Here is a 20,714-nt window from a genome sequence, read left to right as displayed (position 1 = left end):
TTTCACCAGCCATTCCTGATTGCGTAATATATACTCTCAAAAACAAGCTTACCACCAGGGTTAAAGCCCCTCGGGGTCAACTCGGGTTCGACCGCTCTCTCGGGATGAGGCATCAACCCTAGTATGACACCGTTTCCGCTGGCCACGCCGGCTATACTATACATGCTCCCATTAGGGTTCCAACCTTCCTCATATAGTATTAGTGGGTGATTTCCATTAACAAGTTTCATATATCCCTGTTCATCAATGATATAACGGCCCTCCGCATGCGCTACAGGCATATCTAGAGCCATTTTATCGCCTACTAGTAGAAGCCAGGGTCCCCTTGGATTCCTCACTCTTGTCCTAACCCATTTACACGTGAATCTCCCCTGCTCGTTTTGAATCAAGGCGCCGGGCAGTAACCCAGCCTCGACGAGCACCTGGAACCCATTGCATATGCCTAGAACTGGGACTTCGTTAAGGGCTGCTTCAACAACCTGCTCGACGGCCCTTGTCCTCGCCGCTATTGCACCGGCTCTTAAATGGTCTCCGTAGCTGAATCCCCCTGGTATTACTATTGCATCATATTCTCTCCACGTAAAGTCTTTGTGCCAAACTATTCTAGCGTTTAAACCATGTTTTCTAAGGGCTCTAAGAGTCTCTTCATCACAGTTTGTACCAGGAAATCTGAGCACGGCTACATTACCGGCCATGTAGGAATACCTCTATCTCATGTACTACTGGATTATATATCCGGAGGTCTAGGCAGGCTTGTTTAACCTGTTCAACCGCTTTCTCGGGGCTCTCCGCTTCAATGAGTAGCCTAAGGAATTTACCAGCCCTGACATTCTTCACCATGCTGTAGTTGTTCTTCAGTATTAATTGTCTATATATTGTCTCCCCCTCGGGATCCCTAATGGAGGGCTTGTATGATATCACCACGTTAACCGTGAACAACATCGCTGACGTCAACCCCGAGCCTGTTGCATAGCTCTATATAGGCTGTTCTCAAGGCTTCTATGTCACCGGTCCTCCTGAATACCTCTTTATCAAGGTGGTTCCCCTTATCGTCTAAAACCCTTATCGAGTCACCTGTGAGCTCGTCGCCTAATATTAGTTTCCCGTTTCCATCTCTCCCATACTCTACCTTGAAGTCTACTAGTTTAAGCCCTACTCTACTAAATAATTCGCTTAATACATTGTTTACCTTCATCGTTACCTCGATCAACCATCTTAATTCACCACTAGTTAGCAGGCCCGTGTAGATAATATCCTCTGATGTGATTAATGGATCGTGTAGTGAGTCATCCTTATAGTGGAACTCCACTAGCGGTGGGTTAAGCTCCTGCAACTTCTTGTAGAGAGGCATCCTCTTGAGGAGGGAGCCATATGCATGGTTCCTAACGATCACTTCTATAGGGAGCATTTCAAGCCTTCTAACTGTAAGGAAGCGGTCTCCATTATATTCTACGAGATGTGTCTCAACACCGTGTTTCTCAAGGTGTCTAAATAAATATGCGGAGAGCCTCGCGTTGATCACGCCTTTACCGGGCATGGTTTTCTTAACCACTCCATCCATCGCTGTAACATCGTCCTTGAACTCCAACACGAGTAACTCGGGTGTCTTAGAGTAGACCCTCTTGGTTTTTCCTTCATATAATAATTGAAGCTCCATGCCCACCACGTTGATACATGAGGACACCACGTTTTGATAACAATTGTTTTAATCGATTTAATGAAACCACCTTAAGCAATATTGACCCAAGTATTACCTGTATTAATGTTAACCAGTACCATTGACACACTAGGTAACCATTTATTTACATGGAATTCATTGAGTCTACGGGTGATAGATGTGCCATCTCTCATCATAGTAGGAGGATTTTTCGGGGATGAGGGGAAAGGCAAGATAGCCGCCTACCTAGCCCTCAGCGATAAGCCTGAAATAATTGTTAGAACGGGCTCAGTCAACGCTGGCCACACAGTTGTGTTTAATGGAAAAACATTCAAGCTTAGGGTGATCCCAAGCGGCTTTATCTCCAGGGGGTCACGCCTTTTAATAGCTCCCGGAGCCCTAGTGAGGTTGGATATCCTATTCAAGGAGATAACTGAGACAGGTACAAGGGGCAGGGTTTTACTGGATTATAACACAGGGATCATCGAGGAACGCCATGTTGAAGCAGAGCTGGCAGACCGGTACTTCTCACAGGTAATTGGTTCAACATTACAGGGAGTTGGTGCAGCGATGATCGATAGGGTTGCTAGAAGGCTTAAACTAGCGAGAGACTTCGAAGAGTTAAGGGGGATAACTATAGATGTCCCCGGAGCCGTCAACGAGGCTTTATCAATGGGTGGACTAGTGCATGTAGAGGGAACCCAGGGCTCATTCCTGAGCCTCTACCATGGCACATACCCATATGTAACCAGTAGGGATACCACGGCGTCAGCTATAGCATCAGAGGTTGGACTAGGCCCTAAGCATGTGGATGACGTAGTAGTCGTGTTTAAAGCCTACGTCACAAGGGTTGGAAACGGGCCATTACCAGGTGAGCTGGATTACAGTGAAGCCTTAAAGCTAGGATGGGTTGAGGAGGCAACGGTGACACGTAGAATCAGGAGGGCAGCACCCTTTAGTATCGAACTAGCCAGGAGAGCTGTAATGCTTAACTCAGCCACGCAAATAGCCTTAACGAAGCTCGATGTGCTCTACAAGGAGTCAAGAGGGTGTAGAGAGTGGTCGTGTCTACCGGTTGAAGCGAGGAAATGGGTGGAGTATGTGGAGGATTCACTGAAGACCCCGGTATCGCTTATAGGAACATGTGAAGAAGTGGACTGTGTGATCGATAGGAGAAGAGAGCTTGGATTACTGAGGTGAAGTCCTTGAGTAAATACGATGTTGTGATAGTTGGCGGTGGACCCGCCGGATTATTCGCCGCATACGAGCTATCATTTCATACAGGTAAATTGAGAGTGCTTCTAATAGATAAAGGTAGAAGAGTCGAGAACAGATTGTGCCCGATGTTCGATGTCGCAAGGAAATCCAGGATCCATAGGTGTAGGATGTGTAATCCATGCAATATTATGTACGGCATCGGCGGAGCTGGAGCACTGAGCAGCGGGATAGTAAATCTAAGACCCGATGTCGGAGGCGACCTTGATAAATTACTCGGAAGCTGGGAGGATGCCATGAGGATCGTTACATATGTAGATTCAATACTGAGGAGATTTGGTGCTCAAGGAGAGATCGTGAATGTTGAGAACTCCTCAGAGCTGGAGAGGCTGGTGGCTAAAGCTGGTGGAAAATTTATTCCCACACCGCAGAGACGCGTGGGTAGTGACAAGATGCCAAATGTTATCTACTCAATGGAGAAGTACCTTGAAAACTCAGGCGTTAAGATACTCGTAGAGACGAGCGTCGAGGATATAGATGTAGATGGAGGAAGCTATATCGTTAAAACCACGAGCGGCGTCTTCACCACACGGCACCTTATCCTAGCACCAGGCCGTGGAGGCGCAAGGTGGTTTTCAACTATATCGAGGAAGCTTGGCATAGAAACCGAGCCAGGCCCCCTCGATATAGGGGTAAGAATAGAAGTACCATCCTATATAGCGGAGCCATTGACGTCTATTGTTAAGGATCCAAAGATAATACTTTACACTAAATCCTATGATGACAAAGTGAGGACGTTCTGCACTAATCCAAACGGCTTCGTGGTTAGAGAGCTATACGATGATGGAACGATAGGAGTGAATGGTGAAAGCTATAATGAGGTGAAATCCAGGAACACGAACTTTGCATTACTCGTGACAATTAACCTGACTGATCCAATGGAGGATACAGTGGAATATGGTAAGCACATAGCCAGCCTCACGACAAAGCTTGGAGGTGGAAAACCATTAATACAGAGGTTCGGGGACCTGTTATCCGGGAGAAGGAGTACATGGAGCAGGATTGGAAGGAGCATCGTAGAGCCGACCCTGAGGGATACTACGCCAGGAGATATAAGCATGGCGTATCCTCATAGAGTAATAGAGAACATTATAGAAGCTATTGAAAGACTCGACACAGTGATACCGGGTTTAGCATCATATAATACATTGCTATATGCACCCGAGATAAAGTTCTACAGCGTGAAGACACGTGTGGACAGAAACTTTGAGACAAGCCTGGAAAACATTTATGTGGCTGGAGATGGCGCCGGCTTATCGAGAGGTATAAACATCGCGGCCGCTACAGGTGTGCTGGCTGCACGTAGTATTATTGAGAAAGAGGGACTGGGAGGGGTTCTGGTTTCATAGCGGTTCATGTTGGTTGATATCATCCCCTCATCTCTTTTCCCCTCATCCCACTCGGGTTTTCATCGGGCTTGGGGGCGTTCAGGGCGACCCCACATCTCAAGTATCTAATGAATAGATTCATGCATACTATCACATCACGACCACCTCATAATTCTTTGGTCGGATTCGATTAGTTTTGCACCACATCTCGGGCATCTCGATGAGGTTTTCCTCGGATTTACATAGGTTGCTTCTAGTCCTTTTTCAAGAGCCTTGTACTCTACTGTGAACTGTATTCTCCTGTAGAACCAGAGGGACAGCTTCTTATTGAACTCTCTGCCCTTCTTAGCATTCTCCCCAATCTCCTCTAGGTTCCCCAGCACAATTACTGAACCATATCTACAACTGAAAGCCTTGCCCTTTAGGGCTGGGAGGAGGTCAGATGAAATATACGCGGTAGTAGTCGTGGAAGATTAATATCATCAACCATAAACCGGTGTGAAAAACAAAGCAATAGTTAAAGACACTATAAGCTACAGAATTATGGCCATAGCTAGAGGAATAACTAGGAGTACTACACCTTTGTCTCGTTATACAGCATTACCAACTCGTTCGCTAGCCATAGTACTTTAACCCAGTCCTCAGCTTCTATTTTAGTGCCTAGGTCTTTCAATGTCTTCGATAATTTATCCAATATTAATTTGTAGATTTTCCCGTCTTTCTTGTTTATGGAGGCCTGTTTTTCAAGTAGCTTCTTCTCTACATCCTTAACAGCTTGACTAATGCATTCAAGTCCCTTCACTGCATGCTCCTTGTTAAAGAATAGTGAGGCCAGATATAGTTGATTAATGCATTTCAGCGGTGTATCCGTCACTGATGCTGGATAAATATCCTTAATTGAGGGATTCGGGGATAACATGTATATATCGGCCTCGATCACCTTAGAGTCGAATCCAGGCTGTGGTTTACTACACTGGATATTTAAATATGGCTCCCGGTAGACGATTACACACCAGGTCCCCTCCTCTACAAGTAGTTTGGAAGCGAGTATGGAATTATACTTGTTTCCTAGGTCATTGAGAAGCGATAATACATCACTCAATGATTTACCACGTATACTCGCCACCAACTCTAATTCAAAGTATTCGAGTACGTAATTTAGAATAGTGAACCCAGTTGAATACCAATCTTCCTTCATATGTTCCTGAACCTGGTGAAGCATGAACATGTAGTGAACACCAGCCTTACCAATACTGCTGACTCACTTAATCATCCAGGGGGCATCAGGTTTTAAGCCACCGGGCTACTTACTGGTTGCTCCTTAAATTCAGCGGTGTCTTAAACCATATTGAGAGCTGGGGGAACGGTATCTCTATACCAGCGTTTGATATGGCTTTCACTACTAGCCAGGGCAGTTCCTTCACCGCCTGATAATAATACTGCCCGGGCACCCAAGCCCTTATAGTCACTAGTAACCCGCTGTCGCCTGCTGATGAAACAAATATGTCTGGAGAGGGCTCAACTAGTGTATAGGGATATTTATCGATGACTTCCCTTATTACCGTGTATGCTTTCTCGGCATCTTCACCATACGCTATTGGCACCGTGATCTCAACACGCCTAGCCGTGGTCTTACTGTAATTCTTCAATACTGAGGAAAGCAGTAAGTTATTAGGAACAGTGACAATTACGCCATCCCAGGTCCTTATCCGTGTAAATATTATTGAAAGAGAGAGCACCTCCCCGCTTATACCGCTCACCTCCACAGCATTGCCTGGCTGAATAACTTTCTCAGCTATAATATATAACCCGGCGAACACGTTGGATAACACTGGTTGAAGGGCAACACCAACCACTAGACCAGCGAATCCCCCCGCCAGCATCAACCCTGATACATCTATGCCAAGCGAGGTGAGAAACACTACTATGAGTACAAATAGAAGTGAGTAATATATGATCCTCAGCACAATGATGGTTATCTGCCTCGGGTATAGCTTTAGGAGAATCCTTGATGTAATCCTTGTAATGATCTTGACCACTACGTAGCCAACTGCTAATATGATCAGTGCGATGAACACCCTTAAAGCCAGGTCTCTGCTCAATCCCAGAGAGGTGAAGGCATTGATTACTGTTTCCAGTATCCATGAGAAATTAATCATCTCAGAAACCCCATATCATCTCTGTTTTCCAAGCTATTATAGGGATAGGCGGGGGCCTTAGTTCAGCTGGAACATCCGCCTTCAAGTAACCCTGGGGCGGCTGGATCCTGGGATATATTATTTCCCCGATACCCTTACTCTTCACAACCATCCTTATCTTGCCAGCGTAGCAGTTGAAGGTATTTATTTCATAGTAGAGGGGCATATAAGACGCATCAACAAGTATCTTGGAGACTATGATTGAATCCCCTAACTCATTTACTACCTCAGCCTCAACTAGGCATTCCCCGGGTTCAACACTTGTTTTCCCACTGTAACTCCTGCTTCTCCAGTGCCTGCATAAGATCCCGCCTACCTCTTCGAGCGATGCAAGGGGACCGTATAGTGTATACTTATAGTAGCTGAGCAACGGGACAACATCTATTAGCTTATAGAAGTCTCTTCCAACCATAAATACGCCTAGATCCACCGGGGTCTTGATGAAGAAGCTCACCGAGGAATTCGGAGGGATAACTATTTTGTCAACCAGCTCCACGAGCATATACTTCGTGTTGAACCCCGGTATGTAGAGGGAGTGAACAGGTTCCGCGACGATACTATGCTCTCCCTGCAGATCCAGTGATACAGTTATGGATCCGTCCCTGCTCATCCTACGATACCTACTCCCAGTTACATCATACTCTATAATGTTATCCCCAACATTGATCCTACCACTTACTCCAATACCATACATCCCGAGAGCCCCGTAACCTCGGTGAATCCAGTGTACTGACATTAAACCTAGGCAAAGCTATAATATAAGCCTGATCTATAATATGGAACATTATCGAAATAGCGATATGGAAAGGGTTGAGAAGAGTTGCCGACATACCTTATCACGGTAGCTGGAGAAATACCTTTGAAATCCAAGAAAACCAGGTCGAGACTCTACTACAGGCTCATCGATAACATAGGGAGGAGGCTTGCCCGGAGAAACATCACTCTGCAAGCAGTCAGGGTAATCGATGCCAAGATACTTGTTGAGACACAAGCCGAGGCGTTGCAGGAGTTGAGCAGGGTATTCGGGGTTCACAGAGTATCAGAGGTCCAGGTGCTGGAATTCAGGGATCTTGGTGAGCTGGCCAAGGAGATAGCGTCTAGGACGATAGAGCGTGTAAGGGATAGAAAGTTTGCTGTGAGGGTGAAGAGGAGTGGAAAACACGGATTCACATCCCTCGACGTAGCCAGGGAGGTGGGAGCATTACTGAAGCCGTATTCAAAGGGCGTGGACCTGGAGAACCCAGATGTAGAGGTAGAGGTTGAGGTCAGGGGTAATAAGGCATACTTATACAGCAATGTCGCTATGGGTCCCGGGGGTCTTCCACTCGGATCAAGCGGGAGAGCACTAGTCTTGTTTTCAGGGGGCTTTGACTCTCCTGTAGCAGCGTGGATGATGGCTAAGAGGGGGGTGGAGGTCGACTTCCTACACTATGTAATGGGCTCCAGCGAGGTCTCTCGCCAGGCATTCACCGTGGCAAGGAAGTTATCCGAGGAGTGGTTCAGCAGCTATAACCCGAGATTTATAACAGTCGATTTTACGCCTCTTATAGCCGAGATAGAGGAGAGAATAGAGTGGAGCTATAGGCAGGTGGTTCTCAGGGCATTAATGTACATGGTTGCCGACAAAATAGCCACGGGGCTCGGATACAACACTCTTGTAACCGGTGAGGCTCTTGCACAGGCATCCAGCCAGACGCTAGCCAACCTGGTTGCGGTAGAGAGCACTGTTTCACCGAGGAGCATTATATTGAGGCCTCTAATAGGCTTCGATAAAGAGGAGATCATAGAGTACTCGAGAAGGATCGGGCTATACGACTACTCTTCCAGGGTTGCCGAGGCATGTGCAATAGCTCCAACACACGTAGCTACCAGGATCTCCAGTGAGAAGCTTAAATCACTAATTGAGAGGCTGGACGTGAGGCTTGTGGAGAGGGTGGCAGGAGAGTACAGGGTAGTAGATGTATTCTCTGCAAGCCCTGAGGAGGCTGTACCAGGCTATAGTGAGGAAATAGACTCGATACCAGGCGATTCAATAATCATAGATGCCAGGAGTTATGAGGAGTATAAGAGGGATGCGTTGCCGGGGGCAATTCACCTAAGCATGGTTGACTTCAACAATCTACCCAGAGATAAGCCGATAGTACTTTATTGTACAACAGGGGGGATTAGCTTGCTCTTAGCGAGGGAGCTCCGTAGTAAGGGATTTAAGGCGTATAGCCTACGTGGGGGCTTAGCAAGATATAGGGCTGGCTTGGAAAAGACGCGGTGATCCTATTTGCCAACCCTGCGCTTCTTAATATAGTTCAACACCTCCTTGGCTCGGGGACCAGCCAACCACTCCACAACTTCACTGGGTAGTCTATAGCTCTCGACAAGTTTAGCAGCATATCTTGGATTACTCCTGAAAATCACTCTTAGAAACGGTATTACATCACTCTTCACTACAGCTTTACTGGCAAGTATGTGGCTGGCTAATTGCTCGGCCAGGGCTTCCCGGATCTCCCTAGACTTCTTTGTCTCACTCATCAGCTTGATTCTCTCTGGCTGCTTGAAGGGCTTCCACCTATACCTGTACGTCTTCCTCGCGAATGCGACACCAGGTCCCATCATGTCTAATGCGTAGGTTAATAGATCCCAGTTATTGGTTTTAATTATCCTTCCCATGTATACGTCGGCCCTGCTTAATGCATCATAGGCTCTCGCGATCTCCTCTAGGTCCTCATAGTATGTTGGTATATGCTCGTTAATCCATACCATGAACTCGTCGGGGGTTAAATCAGTTGAGGTGGGGGCTTCCCTAGCCTGGAATATATACCTGGAGTTGAAGAGTTTCTGTAATGCCTCGTACGGTGCATAGGTTCTATCCCTGTATGTTGAGAATGATTTCACTAGTCCAAGGGTGATTCTTTCACTGGCTCCAGCCATAGCTTCTAAATCATTTATGGCGCTTCTTAAGTCGCCCTCACTCCTCTTAGCTATCTCGTCGAGGGCTTGATCCTCGCATACTAGTTTCTCAGCACTACATATCCTCTTCAACACTGTTACAACGTCTCTTGGAGTAAGTCTCTTGAAGGCTATCATCTCCGAGAGCTCTCTAAGGGGGCGTAGCGTCTGTGAATACGGGTTATTAGCCGTCATTATTATCGGGTTGGCAGTAACCTTGATTACCTCCACCAGGGCTTCTACGCCGCCAGCATCCGCCCTAACATCCATCCCATCGACTTCATCAAGCAGTATTATCTTCCTAGACCCGGTTAATGCTCCTGAGCGGCTTGCCAATTTAACTATTCTCTCGATATCCTCCTTCCGCCTTGCGTCGCTGGCATTCATCTCAAGTAACTGGTAGCCCTTACTCCTGGCTAGGGCCTCTACAAGACTTGTCTTGCCGCAGCCTGGAGGACCATGGAGTAATGCTGCCTTCTTGCTAGGCTTCCCCTTCTCCCATGAGCTAAGCCATTCCAGTAGCTTCGACTTGGCTTCATCCTGGTTTACTACCTCGTCAAGGGTCTTGGGCCTATATTTTATTATCCACGGTACTCTCTCCTGGCTCAAGGGCTACCCCGTCTTGAATTTCTTACCTATTAAAGCTAGCCTGGCTAGAAACGCGTTCAACTGTATCTCGTCATCGGCCCCCTCGACAAGCCTGAACTGTATCTCACCGGCTAGATCAGCTATTAACACCCTTATCTCATCCGGTATTTTAACATCCTGGCTGAATATCTCTCTATGTATCTGCTTCACGATGTCGAGGCCGCTGAGCCCGTATTCAATCATCAGGGTTCTTAACTTATTCCTGGCTTCCGTGAAGTTGCCTGCTAGTGCTGTATTTATCATCTCTCTGACCTCCCTGGGATGCGCCATCCCTAGCACCTTGTAGACGGCTTCCTCAACCACCTCGCCTAAGGCGGCTGCTGTCTGCAGGATGTTTATAGCCCGCCTCATATCACCCTCTGATAACTCATATATTGTTTCAAGCGCTTTCTCAGCGCATTCTATCTTCTCAGCGTTACATATATATTTCAGCCTCCCTACAACATCCTCTCTGCTTAGCGGTGAAAACCTGAAGATAGCTGTTCTACTCTGAATAGGCTCTATGATCTTGCTCGGGTAGTTTGCCGTCAGAATAAACCTCGTTGTAGCACTATACAGCTCCATGAGCCTCCTCAGGGCTTGCTGAGCATCAGCCGTCATATTATCAGCTTCGTCGAGAAGTACTATTTTAAACGGTACATCACCGACGACCCTGGCCCTTGCGAACTCCTTAACCTTACCTCTTATAACCTCTATCTTCCTCTCATCTGACGCGTTTAACTCCAGCATGTACTTCCTGTAGTCGTCGCCGTAGAGGTCGTGGGCTAGGCAATGAGCTATAGTGGTCTTACCTGTGCCAGGAGGCCCAGCGAAGAGCATGTGGGGTATATTCTTCTCCTCAACAAACTTCTTCAACCTGACGACTACTTCCTTCTGGTTCACTACCTCGTCGAGTGTTCTAGGACGATATTTCTCAGCCCACAATAATTCTACTTCCTCACTCAAACTAGACACCTAAAGGCTTCATTAATAGGTATAATGTGGCTAGGATATTAAAGGGATTTCAGGGTATTATAACTAAACGGTGGATGCTTTGAATGGTTTACTTGAATTAATAGGCATCCTTACAAGTGACTTTATCGCAAGGGAGTATGAGGAGGAACCAGTTAAAATACTTGTTACAGCACAAGATCTCAATGTTTTCATAGATGACGGATTTATAGAGCTTACAAAGGGCTCTGAGCAAGTTGTACCAAGATGGATTGCAAGAAAGCTCGCTGCGAAGAATCAGGCTAAAATAGTTGACGATGATATCAGCAGGGATATGTTATCGCAATTAGTCTTCAACGAGGATAGGTATAGGAATCAATTAAGGTTTGAGAAACTCAAGGGCTACTTCTACCACAGGATGAAGGATACACTTGTAAAGAACATTGAGGAGTATGGGAGGTCGCCAGATATAAAGCGCCTGCAAGAGGTAAGCGAGCTCGTGAGGATTATAAATGACTCAATGCTCTCTCTTACACGGTTTAGAACCAGGAAGATAGTCAACCTTACCATGACACCTGGCTATCCAGCCGATATCGTGGAGAACCTGAGCGAGGAGGAGAAGATACTCTTCAACGCATTGAAGACTATTCTAGATATATACTATAAGAGGTTTATAGGGGTTGAAACAATTGGATAGCGAGACAGATGTACAGGTAAGCCTGAAGGGAGCCGAGCTCACCGAGGCATTCAAGAAGTTCTTGGAAACATACCGCTCTAAGGAGGGTCTACGTAAATACATGGAGAGAATAGGCCAGATGATCGTGACAGGGCAGAAGAGCCTGATAGTGGACTTTATGGATCTAATAGAGTACGATAGAGCCCTGGCAAACATAGTGCTGGACAACCCTGGTGAAGCCATTGAAAGGTTCAGTGAGGCAGTGAAACTAGTTGTCGAGAGAGAGAACCCGGAGTACGCTAGAAAAATAGTGAAGTTCTATCCGAGGTTTAGGAACCCGCCGGAGACGCATAGGATAAGAGATATATCGAGTGATTACATCGGCAAGCTCATCGCGGTAGAGGGGATAGTTACACGGGTGACGAAAATAGATGCTAAAATAGTGAAGGCAACATATAGGCATAGAGACCCTGAGACAGGTACGCATGAATTCGTATACCCTGAAGAAGGCGAGATAGGCGAGAGGTTTGAGAAACCAGTATACTGCCTTCAATGCGGTAAGCCAGGTAGATTCGAGCTGCTCCCGGAGAAGAGCACCTTTATAGACTGGCAGAAAATAGTTGTCCAGGAGAAACCGGAGGAAGTCCCAGGGGGACAGATACCTCGGAGTATTGAGGTTATACTCACAGGCGACGTAGTCGATGTTGCCAGGCCTGGCGATAGAGTAATCGTTATCGGGATACTAAGGGTTGCACCCGTCTCCTCCCTAGAGAGACATAGTCCTAGAGCCTTATTCTCCTTCTACATAGATGCAAATAACATCGAGGTCCAGGAGAAGGTTCTTGAGGAAATAGAGATAACGGATGAAGACGAGAAAATGATAAGGGAGCTTGCTAAGGACCCGTGGATAAGGGAGAAAATTATCGCGAGCATCGCGCCAGGTATCTACGGATACTGGGATATCAAGGAGGCCATAGCCCTCTTACTCTTAGGTGGTGTGCCAAAGATACTCCAGGACGGTACAAGGATCAGAGGGGATATACACGTCTTACTTGTTGGGGATCCAGGTACTGCTAAATCACAGTTACTCCAATTCACCTCGAGACTAGCTCCGAGGGGATTATACACGAGTGGTAAGGGCTCGACAGCGGCAGGATTAACAGCCGCTGTCCTACGGGATAAGACAACGGGGGAATACTATTTAGAGGCTGGTGCACTAGTGATAGCGGATGGCGGTGTAGCCTGCATCGATGAGATAGATAAGATGAGGGAGGAGGATAGAAGCGCCATACATGAAGCCCTCGAGCAACAGACGGTTAGCATCGCGAAGGCTGGAATAGTTGCAAGGCTTAACGCTAGATCCTCTGTCCTGGCTGCTGGGAATCCTAAGGATGGAAGATACGATCCCACGAAGCCTGTAAGCAAGAACATAGATTTACCACCCACTATACTCTCAAGGTTTGACCTCATATTCACTATCAGGGATGTACCCAATACCGGGCAGGATAAAAGGCTTGCACGCCACATACTCGGGGTACATAGTGAAGCAGATAAGACACGGCCACTAATAGATCTCACATTGCTCAAGAAGTATATCAGTTATGCCAGGAGATATGTGCGTCCACAGCTCACGCCTGAGGCAGCCAGGTTAATAGAGGAGTTCTACGTTAACATGAGGCAGTCGTCTATTTCAAGTGATCCAAGCCAGCCGACCGCGATAGCCATAACGCCGAGGCAGCTTGAAGCAATAATAAGGCTTACAGAAGCACATGCACGTCTCTCGCTAAAGAATAGGGCTACAGTTGAAGATGCCGAAGAAGCTATAAGGCTTATGCTTGTTATGCTGAGCAAGATAGGTATAGATGTTGAAAGCGGACGTATAGATATAGATGTCATAGAATCAGGTGTATCAGCATCTAAAAGGGAGAAGAAGAGGAGGTTCAGAGAATTCGTCTTCAAGCTCCTCGATGATGTTGGAAAGATGGGTATAAGCGAGCTAGTCGCTAAAGCCAGCGAGAAAGGCTTCGAAAAAGAATTCGCGAAGGAGGAGATAAGGGAGATGCTTAGACGTGGCGAGCTATACGAGCCTGAAAGCGGCTATGTAGCTAAAGCATAGCATTGGTTCACTGGGCTTGTTGACCCTGTATTTTCCCCTGTATCCACTTCTTCCTATGTCGCCATAGTGATACAGGTGTCCAGAGTATCCAGGCTGGTACAGCCTTTATGAACTCGTATGCCTCCTCCCAGCTCTCTAGTCCCAGTTTCTCAGCCAACTCCTCGAGACCCATGGGAGTTTTCACGTATTCCTGTAGCACTTCAAGCGTTTTCTCATCTATGACTACCTCTTTATCGCCAACCTTAACCACATAAACCGGCTCACTGCTCACATTAATCACCTTTATCCCTTAAACACCAGTCCTCTAAGTATTAAGAGGTCGAGGAGGTTTTAAAACCTGCCTTAGACGCGTCTTCCATTTGCCCCTAGAGGATTTGGTTGTGGTTGTTTAAGATGGTTTACTCAATCCTCTAGGGGCTTCCACCTCGTCCATAGAGATGGGAAAATCACTGTATGTTCATGAGTGGCCCTCGGGTCCAACGCCGCGGGGCTCTCGTCTGTGGATAGATACCTCACCGTACTACGGTTCATTGCCAATAGAAAATTCAAAAGTGCTTAAATCCATGAGTTAAATTCGCGTCAGTCTCGGATTCCACCATGTATTTATTCCATAACATGTAATTACTGAAACAAGGTGGTATACATGTCGATAGAGGTTGTGCCCGGGTTATACTGTGAGGAAGAATACGTTGTCGAAGAAGCACATACAGCTAAACATGTTGGAAGCGGCGACGTCCAGGTTTTATCAACCCCTAGCATGATAGCCTTCATGGAGAAAACAGCGTTGAAATGCGTGGAGAAACACCTGCCCCAGGAATACACGACTGTGGGGACCATGGTTAATATCAAGCATTTAAACCCAGCGCCAAAGGGGGCTAGAGTAAAAGTATCCGTTAAACTCATTACTGCAGAGGGTAAACGTTTACTCTTCGAGGTTAAAGCCTACTGGGGAACAATAACACTAGGCGAGGGAACACATGAAAGATTCATCGTGAATAGGGAAAGATTCATCGAGAAAGTGAGATCACTGATCAATCAGCAACAATAATTTTTAGTTAATGGGGCCGCCGGGATTTGAACCCGGGACCACCGGCGCTCCGGGAGTCCTGGGCCACGGGGGTACTCCCCCCAGGCCGGCATCCTAGCCAGGCTAGACGACGGCCCCATTCACCGTATATCCATTAAATCATATGGGTTGCCTTATATAGTTAACCATCCAGCATATATGGCTCACTATTCAATACGGATATATTAGTGCCAGTGATCTTGAGAATGAATTCCATTGATATAGAGTTAATCCTTAGTGTTCCCGCCTGCCGTGACTAGAAGTATTCAAAAGCATGCAAAACCATGATGAATGGGAACGCTACTCGTGCCCACAAGCAGCCAAAGCAATGGACGGGGTAACCACCTTATTACGATGCATTCTCACCGTGTTTACACTGCTACCGATCGCTCCGCATTTAAACATCTAGACGCTCTATCCAGTTATTGCTAGTGTATTTCACTGTTGAAAGGGCTGGAGAGCTTAAGTAATATTTAAAACAGTCTTATAACTGAAAGCCTCGCCTTTTTGAGGCGGGGAGGAGGTCAGATCACAATTGCTGCATCTATCTTTATAATATATGGGATCCTATGCGAGATAAGAATATTAGTTATCGCTTGATCCTAATTAATATGAGGGACACCGGGTTGGATATTTCTAGAGAGGATGTCTCAACTATACTCAGTAAACTAGTGGATAAGACAGGGATCTCTGTAAACAGGGATATTACCGGCGAGGTTGAAGCCCTGCTCTCGGATCCCGGTTTCAATAATGTGGTTAAATACATTGATAAATACTCACGGATAGCCCTCGCAATATACATGGTTTTAAGGAGGCATGGTATATGTATTAGCGTGAGATGTATAATGGATTATGCACGAATACCTAGAACCAGTTTCACAGAGCTCCTTGGAAAACTAGGTGTTAAGCCATGCAGCATTGAGGAGTATGTATTATATGCAGCTGATAAGCTTGGATTAAGTAGACCAATAGCATCGAATACTTTATGGATAGCTAGAAGAATACGTGGTATGAGTGAGAAAACAGGGCCGAGCCCCTCAGTCATAGCTGCCTCCTCACTGTATCTAGCCAGCCAGTATGCCGGCTATAAGATACCTCAGAAAATAATTGCGTCGACACTATGTGTTTCAGAGGTTTCTCTGAGAAATACCTGTAGAAATATAGTTGGATTACTTGGTGAACGCATCACGTCATATATCGATGAAGTGGATAAGACTGTAGCCATGAAATACATTGGGGAGCCCCCCGAGGGCATCCCTCTAGCACTGCTTAGGGAAGGCGAGCCATTGAGTATACTGATTCTACAGGAATCCAGGATAAAGCCATGGAGCGAGATAGCATTGGCAAGTGGGCTACCTGTAGAAGGCTCCATAGTGATCCTAGATATAACGTATGCTGAGAACCCTGAATACGGTGAACTAGCCTTGGATAAAGCCCTAGTGTACTTAAAGCTTAAAGGATACAGGTATATATGGTCGGTAAACAACAGCATCAAGAACTCCCTGCTATCTAAAGGTTTTAGACCAGTATGGTATCTGCCCGGATTAAAAAAGATTGTTTATGCAAGAGAGATCTCTTAGCACTACGCCCTAGCATGCCTTTTAAAGTTTAAAAGGATTACTCCATGTTATTTTTCTCTGGTGTTTCATAGTGAGTGCTCATAGGAGCTGGCATAGTCTAGATATTAACAGTGTTGTGAAAGAGCTTGAAACAGATTTAACAAGTGGATTAAGCAGTTCAGAGGCATCGGAGAGGCTTGCTAGATACGGTGCCAACATGATACCGGTTAAGAAGAAATCTATGTTGAAGATGCTTCTCTCACAATTCACTAACTTCCTGATATTGATACTCATCGTGGGCGCAGTCATATCCATGGCTCTTGGAGAACTACTCGACTCAATAGCAATAATCGCCATAGTTATCTTGATGGGCTTCATGGGATTCATCCAGGAGTACAGGTCTGAAAAGACACTGGAAGCGCTAAAGAAGCTTGCAACACCCATAGCTAGAGTGCTTAGAGACGGTGAGGTCAAGGAGGTGAAGTCAACCGATATAGTCCCAGGCGATGTAATCCTGCTTCGCGAAGGAGACATCGTTCCAGCTGACGCTAGACTCGTTGAGGCCGAGATGCTGGAGATCGATGAATCCCCATTAACAGGAGAGTCAATACCTGTTGAGAAAGACCCTGATGAAATACTTCAGCCAGATACACCGGTAAGCGACAGAGTGAACATGGTCTTCATGGGTACCCATGTTGTTAAGGGGCGTGGTAAAGCAGTCGTAGTAGCAACCGGGGCTTCTACAGAGCTGGGCAAGATAGCTACCCAACTAACCAGTAGTGAAGAGGAGAAGACACCCCTAGAGGAAGAGCTGGATTACTTCGGTAAGAGAATAGGAGTAGTACTCCTACTGATATCAGCCATAGTCTTCGCGGTAATGGTGTTCAAGGGAGAGGCCTCCCTGCTCGGCGCATTCATGCTGGCTGTCTCACTAGCTGTTGCGGCAATACCTGAGGGACTTCCAGCAATAGCCACAGCTGTTTTAGCAATTGGTGCCAGGAGAATGGCTGAGAAGAAGGCGTTGGTTAGGAGGCTGGCTGCCGTGGAAACCCTTGGCTCCGTGAACGTGATATTATCGGATAAAACAGGGACTATAACAAAGGGCGAGATGACAGTTAAGAAGCTGATGGCTGCAGGCGTAGAGTATGAGGTTGAAGGCGTTGGATACGAGCCCCGTGGAGAAGTGAAGCCTCTGAACGGCGGTAGTAATAAACCCGTTTTCCTGGCCAAGCTACTAGCAGCCCATATCTCTCCCGATGCATCACTAACCATGGAAAATAATACATGGGTTATCAAAGGATCCCCAACCGAGGGTGCTGCACTGGTTTTAGCATATAAAATACTTGGTGAGAAAGGCGTTAGGGAAGCCGTTGAGGAGTTTCCGATTGTTAAAACAATTCCATTTGACAGATTCAGGAAGAGAAAGACAACGATACATAGGTTCAACAATAAATACATTGCCGTGTCCTCAGGGGCCCCGGACCTCCTTCTGGAGGTATCCAGGAGTATTGCTGTGGAAAACGGTGAGGAATTACTCACTGAGGAGCGTAGGAAAGAATTATTAAAGTATATTGAGGGCATGGCCTCAAACGGGTTTAGAACATATGGTGTAGCCATCAGGATACTGGATAACATAGATTTAGAGAATGCTGAGCCAGGCGATGTCGAGAGGGATATGGTGTTCTACTCTATTATGGGGATAATAGACCCACCGAGAGAAGGCGTTAGGGAAGCTGTTGAAACAGCTGGGAAAGCTGGTATAAAAGTTGTAATGGTCACAGGAGACCACAAGCTCACAGCCATGGCTGTTGGTAGAATGATAGGGCTTAACGCCTCAGATGATGAGGTCTTGGAGGGTAAGACATTGGATTCGATGAGTGATGAAGAGTTGTTAAAAGTAGTCGATAAGATCAAGATCTTCGCAAGGGTGACACCAGAGCATAAGGCTAGGATAGCGAGGCTTCTGAAGGCTAAAGGCTATAGAATAGCGATGACTGGGGACGGCGTCAATGATGCACCAGCCCTGAAGATAGCTGATATAGGTGTAGCCATGGGTATCAGGGGTACAGAGGTAGCTAAGGAGGCATCTCAAATGATACTACTCGATGATAGCTTTGTAACGATAATTGATGCTATAAAGGAGGGTAGAGTAATATATGAGAATATAAAGAAAACCATAAACTACCTTCTCTCATGCAACATGGGCGAGATAGCAGTCGTTTTCGGTGCCTCGTTAGCCGGGATGCCGCCGCCGTTAGAACCCATACACTTGCTCTGGATAAATGTTACAACGGATGCTTTTCCAGCTATAGCGCTGGGTATGGAACCCCCTGAACCAGGCGTACTTGAGAAACCACCTAGGAGTAGCAAGGATAGGCTTATAACTATGAGGAAAATGCTGTACTACGTGCTAATGGGTTCACTATTAGGTGGTCTCGCCCTGTTACTATACAGTATCTTCGAGCCAACCTCTAGAATTCTCGCTGAAACGGTAGTGTTTTCAACTATAGCAATATCAGAGTTTGGACGTGCACTAGTATCAAGAAGCGAGAATCTGAATATATGGAAACTTAGACCTAATAAATGGTTGGTGCCAGCACTGCTAACCTCGCTAGTGTTACAGTTAATCGTAGTATATACGCCTCTCAACAAGTTCTTCGACACTGTCCCGCTAACCCTTGAAGCATGGATGTATATAGCAATTGTTCCATTGGTAATATTCATTACTGATGAAGTAAGAAAACTGTTGGGAATAAAGCTGTCGCCAACGTAGCCATAGGCTTAATCCCGTGTTTTTATGATTGACTTCCTCGTCTTCTATCGAGGACTATAATGCATCAGTCTCAAACCACTGGTTTATCAACCAATAGTTTTAATCAAAATAATTTATACTGGTTTAATCTCGATGAAACATGTTAAAATATGATTGAAACTCTCATGTTTTAAAGCATTGAGGAACTGTTTATTGTCAGTAGCTATATCTCTAGGTTGAAATATCTTTTAACAATCAATCCCATGAAGAACGTCATAAATGTAGCAATCAACGTCAACCCCGTGTACTCCATAAACATCCTTGTAAAACGCCCACCCGAGGTAAGTGTTATAAAGAGTGTTAGAAGGAATAATAGCAGCAGAGTTAAAGTTATTGATAACGGTATAGCGTAGTATATGGGCAGGTTTAAGAGGAACGGGAGCACTGGTCCTAGAGCTCCAAGAATATAGAATACTCCAGCACTTTTAGCTGCACCAATGGGGGAGGTATCACTGCCGTCTTGCTCTATGACTAGGTTAGCTAGGACAGGATTTTCCCTCACCAACTTACTGATTAATGTAACATCACCCTTGCTTAAGCCTTTTCCGATAAGCCTCTCCTCTACTTTCTTAATAAATACATCCATATCGACTGAGGACATCACTTGGTCCACTAGTCTACTGCTCTCAGATGCATTGTTCTCGGATTTCGTTGACAGATATGCGCCTACACTCATGCTTAGTGATCCAGCTATAGACGAGATCAAGCCCGCTATACCGGCTACAAGTGGTTCGGTTGCCATCGCTATACCTATAACACCCGCCTCGATCTCTATGAGAGCATCTATCATACCATAGACAGCATCCTTCATGTTCTCCACTCTAATCTTGTAGCCGTGGATAGCCTCGTATAGCTCTACCTCATGAATCACCTCGTCTCTGAGTAGCTCAGCTATATCATCCCTATGATTCTGCATTAATGGATCATTTAAGAGGCCCCAGTAACCTACTACAGCATCTACCTCGGAGCGCTCCATTAAAAGCATTAGGAATCTATAGCCGAAGAGCCTTGACAATAGCTTAAGCCACCTAGCCCTCAACCTGGCGCTAAGCGATATAGATGGTGTTCCAAGACCTTTTTCACGCATGATTCTGCTGAGGATACCGGCATGCTTCTCCTCAATCAACGCCAGGTTCTCGAAAACCTTGTTGCCCGTGGTTTTAGCCATAAACCTATATAATTCAGCACTGAGAACCTCATCAATAAAGCTATTAATCAATACATCGGGGCACTTCATCAAGGAACCCATCCCAAAGCATCTATAATGCATCTATAATATCAAACATCTACCATGAGATTTAAAGCTTCAAGCCTTGGAAATCATTTAAGAGGGCTACCCACGCTACTTAGAAGTACCTTTGTTATAGTTATGATCATAATTACAACTGAAAGCCTCGCCCTTCTGTGGCGGGGATGAGAGGAGAGTTTATTAAGTTTTGGCGGTAGCGTTATGATTAGATGATGATGTGGCGGTGAGTGTGAATACTCAAGCCCTCGGATGATGAT

Annotated in this window: 20 protein-coding genes and 1 tRNA gene; 8 read left to right on the top strand and 13 right to left on the bottom strand. The window is 46.0% G+C overall.

Translation table 11 applies throughout. The annotated features are described in order from the left end of the window. Positions 1-2 precede the first annotated feature (2 nt). From purQ to QXV08_RS00095, 3 genes are read right to left on the bottom strand one after another with little or no spacing between them, the layout of a single operon-like run. Positions 3-695, bottom strand: a complete 693-nt coding sequence (gene purQ, locus QXV08_RS00105) for a phosphoribosylformylglycinamidine synthase subunit PurQ (protein WP_342785513.1) — start codon at positions 693-695, stop codon at positions 3-5. After that, the gene (gene purS / locus QXV08_RS00100; protein WP_342785512.1) at positions 685-954 is read right to left on the bottom strand and encodes a phosphoribosylformylglycinamidine synthase subunit PurS; all 270 of its coding nucleotides are present in this window, start codon (positions 952-954) and stop codon (positions 685-687) included. The genes purQ and purS overlap by 11 nt, the downstream gene beginning before the upstream one ends. Further along, on the bottom strand, positions 926-1,687 hold the full coding sequence (locus tag QXV08_RS00095) for a phosphoribosylaminoimidazolesuccinocarboxamide synthase (protein WP_342788221.1): 762 nt from the start codon (positions 1,685-1,687) through the stop codon (positions 926-928). Before QXV08_RS00095 ends, purS begins: the two co-directional genes overlap by 29 nt. Before the next feature lie 150 nt (positions 1,688-1,837). Between QXV08_RS00095 and QXV08_RS00090 the strand changes: the two genes are divergently transcribed. Both QXV08_RS00090 and QXV08_RS00085 read left to right on the top strand, forming a co-directional pair. Further along, positions 1,838-2,857 carry an adenylosuccinate synthetase gene (locus QXV08_RS00090; protein WP_342785508.1) on the top strand — a complete coding sequence of 340 codons (1,020 nt, stop codon included), beginning with the start codon at positions 1,838-1,840 and terminating at the stop codon, positions 2,855-2,857. A 5-nt stretch (positions 2,858-2,862) separates the two neighbouring features. Then, a complete protein-coding gene (locus tag QXV08_RS00085; protein ID WP_342785506.1) occupies positions 2,863-4,281 on the top strand; it encodes an NAD(P)/FAD-dependent oxidoreductase in 1,419 nt (472 codons plus the stop codon). A 134-nt stretch (positions 4,282-4,415) separates the two neighbouring features. Here the strand turns inward: QXV08_RS00085 and QXV08_RS00080 are convergent, their stop codons facing one another. The 4 genes from QXV08_RS00080 to QXV08_RS00065 form a co-directional block, all read right to left on the bottom strand. Next, positions 4,416-4,643 carry an IS200/IS605 family accessory protein TnpB-related protein gene (locus tag QXV08_RS00080; protein ID WP_342785504.1) on the bottom strand — a complete coding sequence of 76 codons (228 nt, stop codon included), beginning with the start codon at positions 4,641-4,643 and terminating at the stop codon, positions 4,416-4,418. A gap of 191 nt (positions 4,644-4,834) precedes the next feature. Next, the gene (locus tag QXV08_RS00075) at positions 4,835-5,458 is read right to left on the bottom strand and encodes a hypothetical protein (protein WP_342785502.1); all 624 of its coding nucleotides are present in this window, start codon (positions 5,456-5,458) and stop codon (positions 4,835-4,837) included. 109 nt (positions 5,459-5,567) lie between these two features. Then, complete coding sequence (locus QXV08_RS00070; RefSeq protein WP_342785500.1) at positions 5,568-6,419, bottom strand: mechanosensitive ion channel family protein; 852 nt, start codon at positions 6,417-6,419, stop codon at positions 5,568-5,570. Position 6,420: 1 nt separating this feature from the next. After that, positions 6,421-7,194 carry a DUF432 domain-containing protein gene (locus tag QXV08_RS00065; protein ID WP_342788222.1) on the bottom strand — a complete coding sequence of 258 codons (774 nt, stop codon included), beginning with the start codon at positions 7,192-7,194 and terminating at the stop codon, positions 6,421-6,423. A gap of 84 nt (positions 7,195-7,278) precedes the next feature. Here QXV08_RS00065 and thiI point away from each other — a divergent pair, with 84 nt between their 5' ends. Then, positions 7,279-8,727 (top strand): tRNA uracil 4-sulfurtransferase ThiI, encoded by a 1,449-nt coding sequence (gene thiI, locus QXV08_RS00060; RefSeq protein ID WP_342785496.1) that lies wholly within the window; start codon positions 7,279-7,281, stop codon positions 8,725-8,727. A 2-nt stretch (positions 8,728-8,729) separates the two neighbouring features. On the opposite strand, the gene QXV08_RS00055 is transcribed toward thiI, so the two are convergent. Beyond that, positions 8,730-10,010, bottom strand: coding sequence for a replication factor C large subunit (locus QXV08_RS00055; RefSeq protein WP_342785494.1), 1,281 nt, complete (start codon positions 10,008-10,010; stop codon positions 8,730-8,732). Positions 10,011-10,013: 3 nt separating this feature from the next. Beyond that, entirely contained in the window at positions 10,014-11,003 is a 990-nt protein-coding gene (locus QXV08_RS00050; RefSeq protein WP_404991006.1) for a replication factor C small subunit, read from the bottom strand. 70 nt (positions 11,004-11,073) lie between these two features. On the opposite strand from QXV08_RS00050, the gene QXV08_RS00045 reads away from it, so the two are divergent. Both QXV08_RS00045 and mcm read left to right on the top strand, forming a co-directional pair. Then, positions 11,074-11,676 (top strand): GINS complex subunit Sld5, encoded by a 603-nt coding sequence (locus tag QXV08_RS00045; RefSeq protein WP_342785491.1) that lies wholly within the window; start codon positions 11,074-11,076, stop codon positions 11,674-11,676. Next, positions 11,669-13,771, top strand: a complete 2,103-nt coding sequence (gene mcm / locus QXV08_RS00040) for a minichromosome maintenance protein MCM (RefSeq protein ID WP_342785489.1) — start codon at positions 11,669-11,671, stop codon at positions 13,769-13,771. The genes QXV08_RS00045 and mcm overlap by 8 nt, the downstream gene beginning before the upstream one ends. A gap of 7 nt (positions 13,772-13,778) precedes the next feature. On the opposite strand, the gene QXV08_RS00035 is transcribed toward mcm, so the two are convergent. Further along, a complete protein-coding gene (locus tag QXV08_RS00035) occupies positions 13,779-14,042 on the bottom strand; it encodes a hypothetical protein (protein ID WP_342785487.1) in 264 nt (87 codons plus the stop codon). Between the two features lie 372 nt (positions 14,043-14,414). Here QXV08_RS00035 and QXV08_RS00030 point away from each other — a divergent pair, with 372 nt between their 5' ends. Further along, a complete protein-coding gene (locus QXV08_RS00030) occupies positions 14,415-14,819 on the top strand; it encodes a thioesterase family protein (RefSeq protein ID WP_342785485.1) in 405 nt (134 codons plus the stop codon). 11 nt (positions 14,820-14,830) lie between these two features. On the opposite strand, the gene QXV08_RS00025 is transcribed toward QXV08_RS00030, so the two are convergent. After that, a tRNA-Pro gene (locus QXV08_RS00025) sits at positions 14,831-14,936 on the bottom strand. Between the two features lie 497 nt (positions 14,937-15,433). On the opposite strand from QXV08_RS00025, the gene QXV08_RS00020 reads away from it, so the two are divergent. Both QXV08_RS00020 and QXV08_RS00015 read left to right on the top strand, forming a co-directional pair. Then, complete coding sequence (locus QXV08_RS00020; RefSeq protein ID WP_342821366.1) at positions 15,434-16,417, top strand: hypothetical protein; 984 nt, start codon at positions 15,434-15,436, stop codon at positions 16,415-16,417. Between the two features lie 70 nt (positions 16,418-16,487). Then, positions 16,488-19,169, top strand: a complete 2,682-nt coding sequence (locus tag QXV08_RS00015; protein ID WP_342785482.1) for a cation-translocating P-type ATPase — start codon at positions 16,488-16,490, stop codon at positions 19,167-19,169. Positions 19,170-19,371: 202 nt separating this feature from the next. Here QXV08_RS00015 and QXV08_RS00010 read toward each other — a convergent pair whose 3' ends face one another. Next, complete coding sequence (locus QXV08_RS00010; RefSeq protein WP_342785480.1) at positions 19,372-20,457, bottom strand: VIT1/CCC1 transporter family protein; 1,086 nt, start codon at positions 20,455-20,457, stop codon at positions 19,372-19,374. A gap of 71 nt (positions 20,458-20,528) precedes the next feature. Further along, positions 20,529-20,714 (bottom strand): hypothetical protein (locus QXV08_RS00005; protein WP_342821365.1); only part of this gene is annotated, 186 nt, incomplete at its 5' end.

The organism is Desulfurococcus sp., from assembly GCF_038881575.1.
Taxonomy (GTDB): Archaea; Thermoproteota; Thermoprotei_A; order Sulfolobales; family Desulfurococcaceae; genus Desulfurococcus.
The sequence above is the reverse complement of the archived record's forward strand: the minus strand, read 5'-3'. Positions and strand labels throughout refer to the sequence as shown.

Bases quoted from the DNA above. Each gene is read 5' to 3' on its own strand.
- purQ (WP_342785513.1), bottom strand. From the start codon at position 695: ATGGCCGGTAATGTAGCCGTGCTCAGATTTCCTGGTACAAACTGTGAT.
- QXV08_RS00075 (WP_342785502.1), bottom strand. From the start codon at position 5,458: ATGAAGGAAGATTGGTATTCAACTGGGTTCACTATTCTAAATTACGTA.
- QXV08_RS00070 (WP_342785500.1), bottom strand. From the start codon at position 6,419: ATGATTAATTTCTCATGGATACTGGAAACAGTAATCAATGCCTTCACC.
- QXV08_RS00065 (WP_342788222.1), bottom strand. From the start codon at position 7,194: ATGTCAGTACACTGGATTCACCGAGGTTACGGGGCTCTCGGGATGTAT.
- QXV08_RS00030 (WP_342785485.1), top strand. From the start codon at position 14,415: ATGTCGATAGAGGTTGTGCCCGGGTTATACTGTGAGGAAGAATACGTT.
- QXV08_RS00010 (WP_342785480.1), bottom strand. From the start codon at position 20,457: ATGGGTTCCTTGATGAAGTGCCCCGATGTATTGATTAATAGCTTTATT.